This window comes from Mobiluncus sp., from assembly GCF_034180645.1.
Lineage (GTDB): Bacteria > Actinomycetota > Actinomycetes > Actinomycetales > Actinomycetaceae > Mobiluncus.
On record NZ_JAXFNY010000021.1, the window covers coordinates 131,576 to 147,101 of the forward strand.

Annotated in this window: 15 protein-coding genes, 1 tRNA gene and 1 pseudogene; 7 read left to right on the forward strand and 10 right to left on the reverse strand. The window is 55.6% G+C overall.

Going from position 1 to position 15,526, the window contains the following annotated elements; all coding sequences use genetic code 11:
* Positions 1-52: 52 nt before the first annotated feature.
* Both deoC and SPI05_RS08610 read right to left on the reverse strand, forming a co-directional pair.
* On the reverse strand, positions 53-700 hold the full coding sequence (gene deoC, locus SPI05_RS08605; protein WP_321077703.1) for a deoxyribose-phosphate aldolase: 648 nt from the start codon (positions 698-700) through the stop codon (positions 53-55).
* Positions 701-799: 99 nt separating this feature from the next.
* Positions 800-1,711, reverse strand: a complete 912-nt coding sequence (locus SPI05_RS08610; protein WP_321077752.1) for a Fic family protein — start codon at positions 1,709-1,711, stop codon at positions 800-802.
* Between the two features lie 170 nt (positions 1,712-1,881).
* Between SPI05_RS08610 and SPI05_RS08615 the strand changes: the two genes are divergently transcribed.
* Positions 1,882-2,310 (forward strand): hypothetical protein, encoded by a 429-nt coding sequence (locus SPI05_RS08615; protein WP_321077704.1) that lies wholly within the window; start codon positions 1,882-1,884, stop codon positions 2,308-2,310.
* 120 nt (positions 2,311-2,430) lie between these two features.
* Positions 2,431-4,050, forward strand: a complete 1,620-nt coding sequence (locus tag SPI05_RS08620) for an ABC-F family ATP-binding cassette domain-containing protein (RefSeq protein ID WP_321077705.1) — start codon at positions 2,431-2,433, stop codon at positions 4,048-4,050.
* Here the strand turns inward: SPI05_RS08620 and SPI05_RS08625 are convergent.
* Positions 4,036-4,167: pseudogene (locus SPI05_RS08625) on the reverse strand (ClbS/DfsB family four-helix bundle protein); the annotation flags it as partial. The gene SPI05_RS08620 and the pseudogene SPI05_RS08625 overlap by 15 nt on opposite strands.
* A 186-nt stretch (positions 4,168-4,353) precedes the next feature.
* On the opposite strand from SPI05_RS08625, the gene SPI05_RS08630 reads away from it, so the two are divergent.
* On the forward strand, positions 4,354-5,574 hold the full coding sequence (locus SPI05_RS08630; RefSeq protein ID WP_321077706.1) for a hypothetical protein: 1,221 nt from the start codon (positions 4,354-4,356) through the stop codon (positions 5,572-5,574).
* Positions 5,575-6,116: 542 nt separating this feature from the next.
* On the opposite strand, the gene SPI05_RS08635 is transcribed toward SPI05_RS08630, so the two are convergent.
* The 5 genes from SPI05_RS08635 to SPI05_RS08655 all read right to left on the reverse strand — a co-directional run bounded on the left by SPI05_RS08635 (position 6,117) and on the right by SPI05_RS08655 (position 9,354).
* Positions 6,117-6,190: transfer RNA gene (locus SPI05_RS08635), tRNA-Gly, on the reverse strand.
* 188 nt (positions 6,191-6,378) lie between these two features.
* A complete protein-coding gene (locus SPI05_RS08640) occupies positions 6,379-7,191 on the reverse strand; it encodes an alpha/beta hydrolase (RefSeq protein WP_321077707.1) in 813 nt (270 codons plus the stop codon).
* A gap of 58 nt (positions 7,192-7,249) precedes the next feature.
* Positions 7,250-7,903 (reverse strand): HAD family phosphatase, encoded by a 654-nt coding sequence (locus SPI05_RS08645; RefSeq protein WP_321077708.1) that lies wholly within the window; start codon positions 7,901-7,903, stop codon positions 7,250-7,252.
* Complete coding sequence (locus tag SPI05_RS08650; RefSeq protein WP_321077709.1) at positions 7,900-8,541, reverse strand: deoxyribonuclease; 642 nt, start codon at positions 8,539-8,541, stop codon at positions 7,900-7,902. Before SPI05_RS08650 ends, SPI05_RS08645 begins: the two co-directional genes overlap by 4 nt.
* 18 nt (positions 8,542-8,559) lie before the next feature.
* A complete protein-coding gene (locus tag SPI05_RS08655; protein WP_321077710.1) occupies positions 8,560-9,354 on the reverse strand; it encodes a thiamine diphosphokinase in 795 nt (264 codons plus the stop codon).
* Between the two features lie 112 nt (positions 9,355-9,466).
* Between SPI05_RS08655 and SPI05_RS08660 the strand changes: the two genes are divergently transcribed.
* The 4 genes from SPI05_RS08660 to SPI05_RS08675 are packed head-to-tail and all read left to right on the forward strand — an operon-like array spanning position 9,467 to position 12,968.
* A complete protein-coding gene (locus tag SPI05_RS08660) occupies positions 9,467-10,378 on the forward strand; it encodes an ABC transporter ATP-binding protein (protein ID WP_321077711.1) in 912 nt (303 codons plus the stop codon).
* A 12-nt stretch (positions 10,379-10,390) separates the two neighbouring features.
* On the forward strand, positions 10,391-11,155 hold the full coding sequence (locus tag SPI05_RS08665; RefSeq protein ID WP_321077712.1) for an ABC transporter permease: 765 nt from the start codon (positions 10,391-10,393) through the stop codon (positions 11,153-11,155).
* Complete coding sequence (locus tag SPI05_RS08670; protein WP_321077713.1) at positions 11,152-12,366, forward strand: sensor histidine kinase; 1,215 nt, start codon at positions 11,152-11,154, stop codon at positions 12,364-12,366. Before SPI05_RS08665 ends, SPI05_RS08670 begins: the two co-directional genes overlap by 4 nt.
* On the forward strand, positions 12,363-12,968 hold the full coding sequence (locus tag SPI05_RS08675; RefSeq protein ID WP_321077714.1) for a response regulator transcription factor: 606 nt from the start codon (positions 12,363-12,365) through the stop codon (positions 12,966-12,968). The genes SPI05_RS08670 and SPI05_RS08675 overlap by 4 nt, the downstream gene beginning before the upstream one ends.
* Before the next feature lie 25 nt (positions 12,969-12,993).
* Here the strand turns inward: SPI05_RS08675 and SPI05_RS08680 are convergent, their stop codons facing one another.
* Both SPI05_RS08680 and SPI05_RS08685 read right to left on the reverse strand, forming a co-directional pair.
* Positions 12,994-13,971, reverse strand: coding sequence for an SPFH domain-containing protein (locus SPI05_RS08680; protein ID WP_321077715.1), 978 nt, complete (start codon positions 13,969-13,971; stop codon positions 12,994-12,996).
* Positions 13,972-14,024: 53 nt separating this feature from the next.
* Entirely contained in the window at positions 14,025-15,464 is a 1,440-nt protein-coding gene (locus SPI05_RS08685; RefSeq protein WP_321077716.1) for an MFS transporter, read from the reverse strand.
* Between the last annotated feature and the right edge of the window lie 62 nt (positions 15,465-15,526).

Consider the following 15,526-nt stretch of genomic DNA (forward strand, 5'->3'; position numbering starts at 1 on the left):
GCCGCGTTTTCGCGGGTCGGACAAGGGTAGTTCCACCGGTTTTAACGTTACCTTAGAGCGTTTCCAGGACTTTGCGGGTCCCCGACAGCCCCAGGCGCGAGGCTCCGGCCTCTACCATCGCGAGAGCTTCGGCTCCCGTGTGGATTCCTCCCGAGGCTTTAACTCCCATCGTGTCTCCCACGGTTTGGCGCATCAGCGCTACCGCATGGGTGGATGCCCCGCCAGCGGGGTGGAAGCCGGTGGAGGTTTTCACAAAGTCAGCTCCGGCTGCCTGAGCAGCCTGGCAGCATTTCACGATTTCCTCATCGGTCAGTGCCGCAGACTCGATAATGACTTTCAACAGTTTCGGGGCGGGCACTTCTTTCTTTACCGCCGCGATATCGGCTTGCACCCGGTCCCACAGCCCGTCCTTCACCCACGACAGGTTGACAACCATGTCAACTTCATCGACGCCTGCTGCCACGGCTTCACGAGCCTCGCCGGCCTTCGTAGCTGTTGTATGAGCGCCGGAGGGGAAACCGCAAACCACACACAGTTTGAGAGACTCAGGGACCTTGAGGGGCACCTGGCTGGGGGAAACGCACACGGAATAAGTTCCTAACTCAACACCTTCTGCCACCAGTGCTTCCACTTGGGCGCGGGTTGCCTCCGGCTTTAACAAAGTGTGATCAACCATCGCCGCTAACTGCGCTTTCTCCATTGAATCCTCCAAGTGCCTGAAACTGCTTTCAAGCGATTATACGCCAACACCGCCCCCAACACTCCTGCCGGGAGTTAGCAGATGCCGATTAGGGCGGGTTTAGGGTTGCATACCGAACTGGGACATAAGTTTGATAAAAGTGTCTTGCCCATCGAGGCAAGTCTCCCGTAGGTAGCCTTTTTCGTTTTCCCAATGCGAAAGGCCACGATAGTAAAACAGTTTCTTTGAGTCCTCGATAATGAAAGGGACAATTTCGTGACGTAGGCATTCTTTCAGGGCAATGAGACGACCCACCCGTCCGTTCCCATCCTGGAAAGGGTGTATCAGCTCAAACTGGTAGTGAAGCTCTACTATGTCATCGAATTCGACCCTGTTTAGGGACTCGTAACGTGACAGTAACTGTTTCATTTGGCTGGCGACATCTTGCGGTTTGGCAGTCTCGCGCCCGCCCACCATATTGGGGCGTCTTTTGTAGTCCCCAACGGCGAACCATTCCAAAGAGGATTCCGTGGTGCCCTGTTTTAGTATGCGATGCAGCTCCTTAATGATTTCTTCGTTCAAGGGTTGTTCTGCCCGGTCAATGACAAAGTCGATGCCGCGAAAATGGTTGGACGTCTCGATGATGTCGTCCACCGGGAGTCCTGAATCGGCACCAAGCGTGTTTGTCTCAAAAATGAATCGGGTCTGGTCCTCACTGAGTTGGCTACCTTCAATATGATTTGAGTTATAGGTCAGGCGGACTTGCAGCTCATGGTACAGCCCCCCGGACAGGCGGACGTTTTTCTCATCACGTAAGGTTTGCAGCAGCACATTGTCCGTGCGACTTTGGCACAAATCCTCCGAGGTGCACTCCAAGAACTCCGCGATTCTGACCAACACGTGTCGGGCAATCGGTTCACCGCGTCCAATTTTCGCTATCGTCCGGGAAGAAATGCCCAACTCGTGAGCCAGTCCAGTCTTGGTGAGACCTTTCGCGTTGAGCCTGCGCATCAGGCCGTCGTAAGAAATCATCAGCACGCACCCCCGCTACCTTTACTTATTATCGTCATTTCCCCCAATAAGTAAAGGTAAATTTAGCGCAAGTAAAGCTAACCCGCCGCGACCACACTTCTGCGACAGTCCCCGCGAACGCCCAAACCATCCTCTTGAGCTATAAAAAGTGATATGCGAAAATTAGGTTCGTGAGAGAGTTAGCAGATCAACACAGCCGAGTGTCGCGGTTCACAACGCTGGCAATTATTGTCGTTTTCGGCGTTGCCACGTCGGCTGTTCTCTTTAAGATCTTGGGAGAGCCGGTTATCCCTCGGTGGTGGGCAGCCTTTTCTTCCGTGGTACTGATAATGGTCAGCGCTCTGGCAGGGAAACAAACCGCGAACGTAAACCAACCATGGGTTTACGTAGTTGACGTGTTACTGGCGGTGCTTCTCGGAATCGCATTTTTGACATCTCAGGAAAATGAGCCTCTTTCCGGCTTTGCCGAGTTTGCGTGGAATATTTTGAGCCTGCTCGTAATCGCTTCCTGCGGTGCGTACTACCTCGATAAGCGCCACCCGAAAGCCCCAACCGATTCCTCAGCTTCCCCCGCCCCCGGGGCTCCCATCCCGAGATAAACAGCTGACCCCGATATTCACATGTTCTGTCTATTGTGGAGGTAAATTCCGATGACCAAGTAATCTCTGCTCAGCCCGGCTGAGACGGTTCCCGTTAATTCTTGCGTCCTGGAGATTACTATGCCTGTCATCAACCTCGTTAATATTTCTTTTTCCTATGCAACTGTCCCGGTGCTCAATGATGTCACTTTGCACGTCAGCGACGGTGAACGCGCCTGCCTGGTCGGACCCAACGGGTGCGGCAAGACTACGCTGCTGCGTATCGCTTCGGGCGATCTGCTGGCACAGCGGGGCAAAGTCGAGGTAACCGAAAGGGAGCGCTTCCGGGTTCCCAACGTCGAACAGTTTGATGGTAGCGTCAGCGACTACCTTGACGCCGCGCTGCGTCCACTTCGAGCCGTAGCCGACCAGTTCGCGGAGGTAACTTCGCGAATCGGCGAGGGCGGCGCGCTTGGCGAGTGGGAACAAGAATATGATCAGCTGCTGGCTCAGATGACGGGTTTTGATATTTGGTCGCTCGACGCCCGGGTAGCCGAGGTGCTGGCCGGGCTCGACTTGATGTCTTTCACAAGGTCGGGGCGGAACCGGGAGCTGTCCCGGTTGTCGCCCGGTCAGCGCGGCCGCCTGCAATTAGCGACGACCCTCATCTTGAAACCGGCAGTGTTGATTTTGGATGAACCTACCAACCACCTCGACGCTCAGGCACTCAGTTTTCTGACGCAAACGGTCAATAGCTGGGACGGTCCAATCCTGATGGCCAGCCATGATAGAGCCTTCATCGAGGACACCGCCACGGTTATTTACGATATGGACGTGGAGGTGTTCAATGCTTTGGCGAAGGCCGAAGGGTCGGGTGAAACCGCAGGTCTTTACCGTTGCGCGGGGGCTTACTCGGACTATCTGGCTGAAAAAGCCCGTGCCCGCACCAAGTACGTGGAACTGCACGCTGCTCAGCAAGCCGAAGCGCGTAAGGTGCGGAGACATCGGCAGGCGGCGGGAAAAATCTCTCGCGGAGGTGTGCGGCTCGCCAGCGCTCAAGGCAAAGCGAAGAAGTTTTTTGCCGACCGTGCCGCCGCGACCGCCACCCGTCAGATACGCAACGACGACCAGCGCTTAGACACCTTAGCAGCGCGAGAAGTGCGCAAACCCCGTAACTATGAATTGTCCTTCGCGTTTGCACAGCCTGCCAAGCGCGCCGGGGTGGCAGTATCTGCAAGGCAGGCAAGCGTGAAACAGCGTCTCGCACCACTCAGTTTTGATGTCGTTTATGGCGAACACCTGCTGGTCACCGGCGCTAACGGGTCGGGGAAATCCACGCTCTTGAACTGGATCAGTGCTGGACAGCCCCCTGCTGGCGCCTCGACAAGCGGAATCATCACGCGCGATAAATCGATTAGCCTGGTGCCCCAAGATCTGCCCAAAGAACATGACTGTGGATTCACCACCGAAGTCTGGAGAGGGGGAATCGGCGAAGCCGGGAAAGGAATTCTGCACCCGGCAATGTGGGCAACCCCTATCCCCGAACTATCTGCGGGTAACCAACGCCGCGCGCAAATCGCCCTAGCTTTGGCCTCAGCCCCTGCCATTCTCATCATCGATGAGCCGACCAATTTCCTCGACCTCGACAGTATGCAGGCCTTGGAAGATGCGCTGAGCGAGTGGAAAGGTACGCTGATTATCGCCAGTCACGATCGCTGGCTCATCGACCATTGGCGGGGCTCATTACTAACAACCAGATAGTTTCTTCCACTTCCTGATTTTGGTGCGAAACGTAGTGAACGGCGCGACTGTGTTGATATGTATCCACTTCCACACCGGCCACGCCGACGGGGTAGAGGACGCCCACGCCGGCTTCCCTGACTCGTAGGTTCTCACCGCAACCCCCTCTTGCAAGGCAGCCTAGCTCACTATCTATCTAAGTATTCTAACTCGAGCACCTGCCTGACCAGGAGTAACACGAGATTTAACCCGGTTTCGAGGAACACTATACACGCAGTTTGATAATGATTATCGTTTTCATTTATAGTAGCCCTTATGAAACTAATGAAGATTGTTGCAATTGCGTCAGTAATGACTGTGGCCCTGACTGGCTGCGGAACCCAATCCGGCGATTACGACCATAAAGGTCAAAAACACGACGACCACGGCGTGAGTTCCACAGGTACAGAAACCTCGAAAGCAATGCCCCGCGTTATCGTGGCAACTGAGAACGGGGTAAGTATCTTTGATGAGAACCTTGAGAAAGTTACGGATTTTGAACTCACCTCACGCCCGTCGTTGACAACGGCACATGACGGTCGTCACGTAGTGGCTAACCGTCAACACGATAACGAATCGTCCATCATCGATGCGGGTGCGTGGAAGCAGGAACACGGCGATCATTTCCATTTCTATACTGGAAAGCCAGCACTGCTGAAAGAGGTTGTTAAAGGTAATAAACCTGTTCACGTGGTGCCGAATCCGCAAGCGGGGGCGACCGGTATTTTCGCTGATGATGATGGCGCGGCTTCCCTGTTCACCACCGAGAATTTAGAGACAGGTCAGCTTGATGGTCTCACTCGTGTCAAAGCCAACTTGCCGCATCACGGCGTAGTGGTTCCCATGCCTGAAGGTCACTATCTCGTGAGCGCCACAGCACAGGAAGGCACCGCATTGCCCGACACTATTGAACTGCGCCACGGGGAGACTGAGGTGGAGAAAACCTTCACCTGTATGCGCATGCACGGCGAAGTTGCTCACGGCACCAACGCCGCCTTCGGCTGCGCTGACTCTGTACTTGTTATCAAGAACGGCAAAGGTGTCAACATTCCTACTCCTGACCTTGGCGAGGATCGCGTGGGTACTTTCGTAGCTAATGCGGACTTTTCGACATTGGTCGGTAAGGCTGGCGATAAGCTCGTCTTCGTTGGTGACAATACCACCAAGACTGTCGGAGTGGACGAGGGCGTGAATATCTCGAATCTCGCCATCACACCTGACGGTCATGTGATTACACTCGGAACCAACGGCAAGCTCTATGTTTTTGATGAGGACGGCACCCTTGAACACACCATGCAGGTGACCGGTGAATGGAAAAAGCCCAGTGGTCACAGCGGCATTGCCCCCGGAGTTGATGCTGGCAACTACGACGACGCTAACACCGTGTGGGTCTCTGACCCTCTCGCTGGAAAAGTGCACATGATTGACCTCTCTACTATGACCGAGACTGCCACTGCGGAAGTAGCGGGTCAGCCAACATCGCTGGCGGTCACGAATGTGAACTAGTCACTCGTTACTTGCTGCGCATGTTTTCCTAACGAACGGTGTGCCCCCTCTAGACAGTTGAGGGGGCACACTTTCACGTATGGTCCAGGAGGGAGAGATTTTCTAGGTACCCCCGAACCGAGACTATCTGGGTGTAGATACGCGAAGAAGACAATGCGACCGAGTTCATGCCCTCACGACGAACTTGCCGGGAATCCCGACAAGTTGCCTCCACATCCAGCTCGCCCTCGGCATAGATATGGCTTAAGCAAACAATTTGGGCTTAAGTGACATTTTGCGGGTCTATATTTTAGATATTCCCTAGTATTGCAGCAAAAGGTCGGGGTTGGTGAACTATTTGGCTTATTTCGCGAAGCGGGCGACGGAGGATTTTTAAGGCGTTCCGGCTAAAACGGCACACCAGTGCCGTTTTTTAACGCCTCCACCATTTTACTCAGCGGCGTATGCGACTGCGTCGCTGCCGCTGAGCGAACTTGTTCGATTCCCGTCGCGACCCCCAAGATTGACTAAAAAGCCGGGCTTTAGCCCGGCTTTTTAGTCAATGGAGCGGGCGACGGGAATCGAACCCGCCTTTACAGCTTGGGAAGCTGTCGTTCTACCGATGAACTACGCCCGCAAGGCGCAAAAACGCTCTCTCAGTATGTCACACATGCTGTTAGTGCAAAAATCGAGGGCGACGGGAGTCGTTTGATTTCTGAGGTGCTGCGCCGAAAACGGCACACCGTGCCGTTTCTTAATCGGCTTCGCACTGTTACGAGATGGCTCTTTTTCTGTTTGATGTTTTGCTGACGCAACCAGAGGAACCTATTGAAGGGAACCCACAAAGCCCTCGATGAGACTATTGATTTCCCCGGGTCGGTCGGTGTTCGAGTTGTGCCCGGCCCCCCTGATCCAATGCACCGGGCATCCAATCGCCCTCGACCACTTACGGTTGTAGGTCTTTACGTCGCCCGCGTGATCGCTCTTTCCGCAAATCAATAGGGTCGGGCAGTCGATTCGGTACGCGCGGTCCTTTTCCACGGCGCGAGCCAACATCCCATAGCCAAAGACCATCAGCCGCCGGTATTCCGCCTCTCCATAGGTTTCCAAGAAGCGATAGACCAGGTGGCGCCCATACTTGGTGGTGGCGGTCCCCCAGGCACCCCAAGGCTTTAACACACTCCAGGGGATGTAGCGGGTTATTGCGTCCATGCGCTTCAAGGCGGCCAGCTCCCAATCCGAATAGAACCGCTTTTGCAGGGGAGCACTGTCAATCGAGACGAAGCCCTCCGCCCGACCTGGAAACAAATCCATGAAGGCCTGCGAGATATATCCGCCCAAGGATTGACCCACCAAGACGGGCCGCTCGATACCCTCCACGTCAAGGATTTCGCCCAGCCAGCGAGCCATATCGTCAAGGTCGAATGCCAGTTCGAAGGGCCGCGAGCGGTAATGCGCGGGCGCATCCCACACAAACAGATTGTACCGACCGGTAAAATATTTAATCTGTCTCGCGAACAGCCGGTGATCAGCAGTCAAGCCCGGCAGCAACACCAGCCAGGGCTTGCCAGCCAACGGCGCATCGGTCACCCAATAGCGAATGACCCCAAGATTGGTCGTGAAACTGCCTGAACGCATCGGGTTCCTTTCTGCCCTATTAGTCAAAATGAGTTTTTAAGCCGGGACAAAAAACTCATTAATCGAGCATGAAGTCGGGAATACCAGTGGGGTATTCTTCCCAGTAAGCCTCGGTTTCCGCGCTCAGAACATCGGAATGAGCCCGGCTAGCTTCGTCAGCGATGCCAATCGTGTGGAATCCCGCTTCGTTCGCAACCCGCACCGCGTACACCGCATCCTCGAACACCCACGTGTCCCCCGGCGCAGACTCCATCAACTCGGCTGCGTGGTGGAACATCGCAGGCTGACGCTTATGCAGCCCCGTCTCGGTGGAAGCAAAATACCCCGCAAACATGTCCTCGATACCAAGCCGCGCAAATGCCGGGCGAATCAGCGCCTCGGATCCCGAACTCACGACCGCCATCGGCACGTCCGCTTCCACCAAAGCGTTCAAGAAATCCCTGGCTCCGGGCTTCAATTGCACTTCCTCAAGGTAGCCAAGGTAGACGGCGTCCTTAATACCGTGCGTAATCTCGGAAACCGTCTTTTTCAAGCCGAAATCCTCACGTATCAACTGGGCAGATTCGGGCAGGGTCATCTCAAAAAAACGCGCCCCTAAACACTCGTCGACATGCACGCCCAGCGTCTCGAGGTATCGACCGGCCGCATCGCGCCACAGCGGCATCGTGTCCAGCAGCGTCCCGTCGCAATCAAAAATCGCACCTTTAATCACGCCTTCAGGATACCTTCCCAGCCGCCAGCGCGCCTGGCATCCTTGCCGGCTTGGACAATCAAGCCGTGAAACCGCGCCAATTCCTCGGTTGTAAAACCTTGCTCATACACCCGCTCGTCCAGTGCGTTTCGAGCCGCGTCGTAGGTCTTAAACGACCCCAAACCGGCGGCCTCTAAAAGCCGGCGACCATAGGTGTCGTAAATAAAAACGGGACGCAGGTAAGCATATAAAAGGATGTCATCGGCGGTTTCCTGACCAATTCCTTTTACGTTCAATAGGCTTGCCCGCAGGGTTTGCGTGTCGATTGCGTCCGCGGTCGCATCGTTTTCTTTGTACCATTCGGTCAAGTTCTTTAGGTATCCAGCTTTGGCACGCATAAACCCGCTGGGTTTGATCAGTGATTCAAGGGTTTCTTGAGGGGACTTCAATAGGTTCCCGGGGTCAAGCAGGTCGTGAACCCGCAGGTTTTCGAGGGATTTTTCGACGCTGGTCCAGGTCGTGTTTTGGGTCAAGACCGCGCCCACCAGGATTTCGAACTTAGTCTCGGCAGGCCACCATTTTCCGGCATCCTGCACCGAGCGTTCCAACGTTTCGTAAATCTCCCGGAACGTGGGAACCTCTGACGTGACCTTACCCATCAAAACCGCCCGGGGAACCTATTGAAGGGAAATGTCGAGGTCACGTGAGGAAACCATCAAAAGGCGACCGGCGGTAAAGCTGACGGTGGCGGCCGAACCGATGATTTCGTTGGAAACCCCGCGGGTGGAGCCCTGCAGCAAGACAAAATCGCTGACGTCATAGCGAGTTCCGGTGATAGTCAGCCCGCAGACGTCACCGTCAAAAGGAATCAATCCGAAATATTGGTAGTCGTTGCGGGGCACCGTATGGGTTCCCGGACCCACCAGGGACACCATGTTGTAGCCGTCTATCCAGCGCAGCCGTGCGGGAGTGTGGGCGAATTTCGCCAAAATACCGAGGTTTCCCAAGGTATGATCCAAGCGTCCCCCCAAACCGCCAATGACATCTATGTGCCGGTAGCCGCGAGAATACGCCAAATCGACCGCCGCTTCAGAATCTGTGACTTCCTTGGCAACGGGCAGAATTATCACTTCCACACCATCGCCGGGAACCGCATCACTAGGGGGGGTGACGGGTACTGCCGCTAAGACTTCCGGGGAGCGGGTACGCCCGTCCGCGAACTCGGCCTGACCTGACGGACGGGGCGAAGAATCGAAGTCGCCGATGTAGACGTCGGGGACAATCCCCAAAACACGCGCCACGTCTTGCCCCGAATCGCCACAAATTACCAACTCGTAGACCGAAAAATCCCAGTCGTCAGCGCACAGCGCACGCAGTCCTTGCACCCCTCCGACCACCACCAGGCAGCGCGAATCAGCTGACACAGCGCCATTTTTCGCCGAATCGTCGTGGTTTTCGCACATCTTGGTCATGGAGTCATTCTAATCTGGCTCTCGCGAAGCCCGGAAAACATGACAGATGTCATCAAATTTTAGTGATTGCGCACACTACCGGCTCAAACGCCGGGGAGCAAGACTTAGATACATGAACACAACTACTACGGCTGCCCTGCAGCTCACTAATCTGCATAAGCACTTCGGGAAAGTTCACGCGGTGGACGGTATCGAACTTAATGTACCGACTGGTACAGTTATGGCTCTGCTGGGGCCGAACGGCGCGGGGAAAACCACCACCCTGGATATGGTTCTGGGGCTGAGTGTACCGACCTCCGGGGAAGTGCAGGTTTTGGGAGAAAGCCCGAAAACCGCGATTTCCCGTGGCCAGATTGCCGCAGTCCTGCAAACGGGTGGCCTACTCAAAGACATGTATGTCTCCGAAGTCGTCCGCTGGATTGCCGCAGCTTACGGCCGAGACGTTGATACCCCGGAAAACCGCGAGCGGGTGATACGCGCAGCAAACCTGGAACCAATTCGCAAACGTAAAATCGGGAAATGCTCCGGCGGGGAACAACAGCGGATTAAATTTGCACTGGCTCTGTTGCCTAACCCGGATCTATTGATACTCGACGAACCGACCGCGGGGATGGACGCCAACGCGCGCCACGACTTTTGGGAAGTGATGCACCGTCAGGCACAAAACGGCAAAACCATTGTCTTTGCCACCCACTACCTCCAAGAGGCCTCGGATTATGCCGACCGCATCGTGGTGATGAATCACGGAACAATCATCGCGGACGCCAGCCCGGCAGAAATTACTGCCCAGCGAACGCGCAACGTGTCTTTCCAGGTTGACCCCTCGCACCTCAACGCGCTTGCCGCTCAGATACAGGAACACTGGCCCCAAGAATCTGTGAAAATCAAAGACGACAAAATGTACCTTTCGGTACAGAAATCGGATGATTTCGCACGTTTCATTCTTTCTCAACCCGGTGTGAGCCACTTGGAAATCGTCCCTCCCTCTATGGAGGACACTTTCTTTACCCTGACCAGCAACTAAGGAAACCTCATCATGAACACGAAAATATTTGCTCTGGATTTAAAGCGAATTCTGCGCTCGCCCGAAGTACCCATGTTCGTCATCGGACTTCCGGTAGTGATTTACCTGATTTTTGGAGTCGCCGCGACCTATGCCAAGGAAATGGTCGCCGACACGACTGCCAATTGGGCCTGGGTCATTATGGTCAATATCGCCGCCTACGGAGCCATTATCTCCACCGCCAGTTTTGCCGCTGGCACCTCCGTGGAAAAGATCCAAGGCTGGGGACGGCAAATCGCGTTGACTCCCCTGAGTAACGGGAGGTACCTGGGCACAAAAATCGCCTTGGGAGCGCTGCTGGCAGCTTTGCCGGTAACGGTCATCTTCTTGCTGGGTGGCCTGACTCAAGCCAAGGCTGAGCCCTCTGCCTGGGTTATCTCTGTCTTGGTGATTCTGGGTGGGTCGCTCACTTTCACCCTCTACGGTCTGGCTTTCGGGCTGCTGCTGCATTCTGATACGGCCGTCTCTATCGCCTCGGGTCTGACCACCCTATTTGGTTTCGGCGCGAATCTGTTTATGCCCCTGGGCGGTTGGCTGCTGGATTTCGCGAAATTCATGCCGGGCTACGGTTACGGAATCCTCGCCAGATACGCCGCCACTAACGGAAATCAGATTACGATGGACGGAAAGCCGTACACCGAGAACCTAGGAATTGGCATCGTGAACTTTGTAGTGTGGATCTTGATTTTTGCTCTCCTGGCACTGTGGGGCTATCAACGTTCACGGAGGCACGCATGAACCCGAAATCTTTCCACGACCTCACGGCAGAAAGCCGCGATCTCGCCAGTTCGCCCTCCAAGCCCGACATGATCGTGGGCACCTTCATGAGCCTCGTATGGCTGGGGTTCCTGTACTTTCCAATTAGTCAGGCACTGACCTTACCCCTGGGATCGAGGGTTGCGTCTCTGATATTGACCGCCACATTCGCACTGGCTTACGTCACCGCCTTTATCCTCGCGTGGCGTAAACCAATCATGGGAGAACGTAACTTCCGCTACTTCGACGGTCGGCACCGCCTACGCAAAAGCGACGCCGTAGCCTTTGCAGTAATCGTGACGATTACGTTGCTGCAGATGGCGGTGTTGGGACCGCTGGCATCCCTGGCTTTCCTGCCGTTCATCGCCGCTGCCGCGCCTTTCACACTGCCACAAGCGGCTGGCTACATTGCCGGGGCCCTGACGGTTTTAGCCTCTTTCCTCATTCCCAGTTTTGTACCGAATGGTCAAGAATACTTTGGCTTCGCCATCACCACCTCAGCGGTGTTTATGTTCGTGGCGGGAACGACTTTCTTTATCGGTTCCAGTATCGAAAGCCAGCGCCAGGTCGGCACGCAAGCTATTTTGGAAGAACGCGAACGCGTGGCTCGTGACGTACACGATGTCCTGGGTCACACCCTTACGGTCATTGCCCTCAAGTCCGAACTAGCCGGAAAACTGCTGGAACGTGACCCCGGGCGTGCCCAGGCGGAACTGCGCGAGATTACCCACTTGGCGCGGGAATCAATCGAGGAGGTTAGGCAAACTGTGGCGGGGCTCAAAGTACAAAGTTTGTTCGAAGAAATCACCGCCGCGTCTCAGGCACTAGAGAGTGCCGGTATCGACTTGCAGCGGGAAGGCAACGCCTGGAAAGACCTCGACTCCATCCCCGCTGTGAACCAAGCAGTTTTCGCTTGGGTGATTAGGGAGGCAACCACCAATATCATCCGTCACGCGGCGGCTCGCCGAGCCACTATCAAGTTAGACCGGAGCAGCCTGACTATCACCGATAATGGGGTGGGGATTTCACCAGAGGCCGCCGGACACGGTCTGGAGGGTCTCAAGGCTCGCGTGGAGCAGGTCGGGGGAACCCTCAGTATTGTCGGGAAACGCGGGGTCGCGAGCACCGAGAGCGCCGCTAACGAACGGCAAAACGCCCTTGAGACCGGCACCGTAGTGGAGGTAAAGCTGTGATTAGCGTAGTACTGGCCGATGATCAAGCGCTGGTGCGCGGAGCAATTGCGGCACTGCTGGAACTCGAAGGCGATATTGAGGTTGTCGCCCAGGCCAGCAATGGTCTCGAACTCCTCGATGCTGTCCAAACCCACCACCCCCAGGTTGCGGTGGTAGACATCGAAATGCCCGACCTTGACGGAATCGCCGCCACCAAAGCCATCACCGAGACCACCGCCGACACTAAGACGCTGATTTTGACGACTTTTGGGCGTCCCGGCTACTTGAAACGCGCTCTGAGCGCCGGCGCCAAAGGCTTTATGGTCAAGGAAACTCCCGCCGAAGAACTCGCCGCCGCAATACGAACTATCGCCGCCGGAGGCACGGCTGTGGACCAAAAACTGGCCACCGAATCCCTTTTCGAGGGTGATAACCCGCTGACAGAACGCGAGATTGAAGTCCTGAAAAACGCCGAAAAAGGCTTGAAAGTCCAAGAAATCGCGGCCCGGGTGTATCTCTCACCCGGTACGGTACGCAACTACCTCTCAAGTGCGATCAGCAAAACCCACGCGGACACCTCGGCGGGCGCAGCTCGAGAAGCCCGTGAACTCGGATGGCTCTAGGTCTTATCAACCGGGGTAAAGCGCGTTACTGTTGCGCCGGGGTTGTGGGTAGGGTGTGCGAACGCGGCGGTACCGCGGCCGTCTGCTGTTGATCCGCGGCACGAGTGGCGGTGAACAGCGAGTTGCGCAGCTCCTCCATCGCGTTATTGACCCCACCGGGGTTGGACGGCAGCATTAGCGTCTGAGTGTTAGAGGCTTTCGCGACTTCCTGCAACGTATCGAAATACTGGGTCAACAGCAGCATCTCTTGGGCTTCTGAACCAATCCCGGCATCACGCAGCGCCTCATACTGGCTGACCAGCCCGTCCACGATAGCCTTGCGCTGAGCGGCGATACCTTCACCTTGCAGGCGCTTGTATTCCGCATCAGCCTCAGCCTGTTTCACAATCTTGATTTTTTCGGCTTCCGCTAGGGAAACCGCTGCCTCGCGTTCCCGCTGGGCGGCATTGATAGAGTTCATTGACGCGCGCACCGTCGGATCCGGGTTGATATCTGTCACCAGGGTGTTGATGATGGCGAAACCGTAAGCGTTCATGGCCGCGGCCAGAGTCGTTTCGACATCTTGGGCGATTTGGTCTTTCGAAGAGAACGCCTCATCCAAGTCCAGTTTGGCCAGGGAGGTACGCACCCGGTCGTAAACGTAGGACTGAATCTGACGTTCTGGATTGGCCAGGCGATAGTAGGAATCAACCACGTTTTGAACCTGGTACTGCACCGAGACCGGAATCGTGACGAACACGTTGTCCTTGGTCTTGGTTTCCACTACGGAATCCAGCTGCATGATACGCAGCGGAACCTTTTTCGCAATCTGATCCACGAACGGAATCTTTACCCGCAGACCGGGCAGAGCGACCTTGTGAAACTTACCGAAACGCTCAATCACGTAGTTGGTCTGTTGCTTCACCACGAAGAACATCCCGCCCGCGATGAGCAACACTAGGATAATGAGGGCGATAATTGACATCCCAAAAAGACCCCCGACAAAAGCCAAAAATGCTTCCATTTTCAAACCCTTTCAATCAACAAAAACCTAACCTTACAACCAACTTTAGCGCCTCACTTGCGTGATGGAAACTCGAAAATCCTGGTACCGACCCAGAATTGGACGAACATCATCACCACCATCAAACCAATCGTGGCAGCGAATGCCCAGGGTCCCAAAAAGAGGGTCGTGGCGTAGGTAATTCCGCCGTACGCCACCAGCGCGGCAGCCGCGAGGGTGTCAGCCACGTTCAGAGCTGCGGAGACTTCGCCGTGGCGTTGGGGCGGGGTCAGGGAGAGGGCGTGGACAGTGGCTAGCGGAAAGATGAGGCCTTGACCCGAACCAGCGATGGCCCATCCCACCAGCACAAACCAGGGGCTGAAACCGGGCACGACCGCCAGGAGTACCACCAGGGTGCCCGTAATCTGGATGATGGGACCGATGATAATCAACCAACGGCGGTGCGCTGGATTCACAATTCGGCCCTGAATCCACGAGCTGAAAGCCCAGGTCATTGACGAAACTGTCATGGACAGGCCGGCCATGGTGGGACCCCAACCGTGAATTTCTTTCAGTAGGAGAGGCAGGTAGAGATCTACGGTGACGAAAGTACCGTTCAACAGTCCGCGCATCGCCACGGTGGCGGGGACGCCGCGCACCGCCCGGAAAGTACCGGGAGGAAGGATAGGACGAGCCGCAAAGAACAGTGCCAAGGTCAGGACTAAGGCAGCAATAATGAGTACCAGAGAGACCGTTTCACGTTCCACCCCGGAGATGACTTGCAGGGCGCCAATCAAGATGCCGCTAAAGATGGAACCCCAAAGCAGGCGTGGCGAGGGACGGAACGGCACCGGGTCATGCAGCGGAGGAAATTGGCGAAATTTTGGCCACACTACCGGAAAAAACACCAGAAATAGGATTGGGCAAATTCCGAAAACGAAACGCCAATGCACATAGTCCACCAGGAATCCCGCCACCAGCGGGCCCACCAGGGAAGGCACCACCCAGGCGATAGCAAAGACCGCAAAAAAAGCCGGCTGCTTGTGCGGTAAGACGTAGGATCCCACCATCACATAGAGGGGCACAATCAGCAGACCGCCGCCCAGACCCTGAATCGCGCGTCCCACCACGACAAACCAAATGTTGGGGGCGAAACTCGCCACCAGCAGTCCCCCGGTGAAAGCCACTATGCCCGTGTAAATTACCGGTTTCGGGCCTTTAGTATCGACCCAAGCCCCGGCTAGGGCGGTGGTGATCAACTGGGTGGACATGGAGATTCCGGCCGCCAGCGCGAACAGATTTTTACCGTCCAGGCGGTCCACGATGAAAGGCATGGCTGTGTTTACCGCGATTGCTTCAAAAGCAACCAAGGTAATCATCCCAGTAGCGATGATTTTAAACCAGGCCGCTAGGTAACCGCTGAGATAGTTATTTCCCTTGTCCTCAGCTGACTTCTGGTTGCGTCCCGATGCTTCCACGCTGTCCACGGATTTATTCACTCCCTCATCACTCAAAAAGTCTCCCTGCCGGAACCCTAGGTTAAGGCTCCGACAGGGAGTTGGCAAAAAATATTCGG

Bases quoted from the DNA above. Each gene is read 5' to 3' on its own strand.
- deoC (WP_321077703.1), bottom strand. From the start codon at position 700: ATGGAGAAAGCGCAGTTAGCGGCGATGGTTGATCACACTTTGTTAAAG.
- SPI05_RS08610 (WP_321077752.1), bottom strand. From the start codon at position 1,711: ATGATTTCTTACGACGGCCTGATGCGCAGGCTCAACGCGAAAGGTCTC.
- SPI05_RS08620 (WP_321077705.1), top strand. From the start codon at position 2,431: ATGCCTGTCATCAACCTCGTTAATATTTCTTTTTCCTATGCAACTGTC.
- SPI05_RS08630 (WP_321077706.1), top strand. From the start codon at position 4,354: ATGAAGATTGTTGCAATTGCGTCAGTAATGACTGTGGCCCTGACTGGC.
- SPI05_RS08640 (WP_321077707.1), bottom strand. From the start codon at position 7,191: ATGCGTTCAGGCAGTTTCACGACCAATCTTGGGGTCATTCGCTATTGG.
- SPI05_RS08650 (WP_321077709.1), bottom strand. From the start codon at position 8,541: ATGGGTAAGGTCACGTCAGAGGTTCCCACGTTCCGGGAGATTTACGAA.
- SPI05_RS08655 (WP_321077710.1), bottom strand. From the start codon at position 9,354: ATGACCAAGATGTGCGAAAACCACGACGATTCGGCGAAAAATGGCGCT.
- SPI05_RS08660 (WP_321077711.1), top strand. From the start codon at position 9,467: ATGAACACAACTACTACGGCTGCCCTGCAGCTCACTAATCTGCATAAG.
- SPI05_RS08665 (WP_321077712.1), top strand. From the start codon at position 10,391: ATGAACACGAAAATATTTGCTCTGGATTTAAAGCGAATTCTGCGCTCG.
- SPI05_RS08670 (WP_321077713.1), top strand. From the start codon at position 11,152: ATGAACCCGAAATCTTTCCACGACCTCACGGCAGAAAGCCGCGATCTC.
- SPI05_RS08680 (WP_321077715.1), bottom strand. From the start codon at position 13,971: ATGGAAGCATTTTTGGCTTTTGTCGGGGGTCTTTTTGGGATGTCAATT.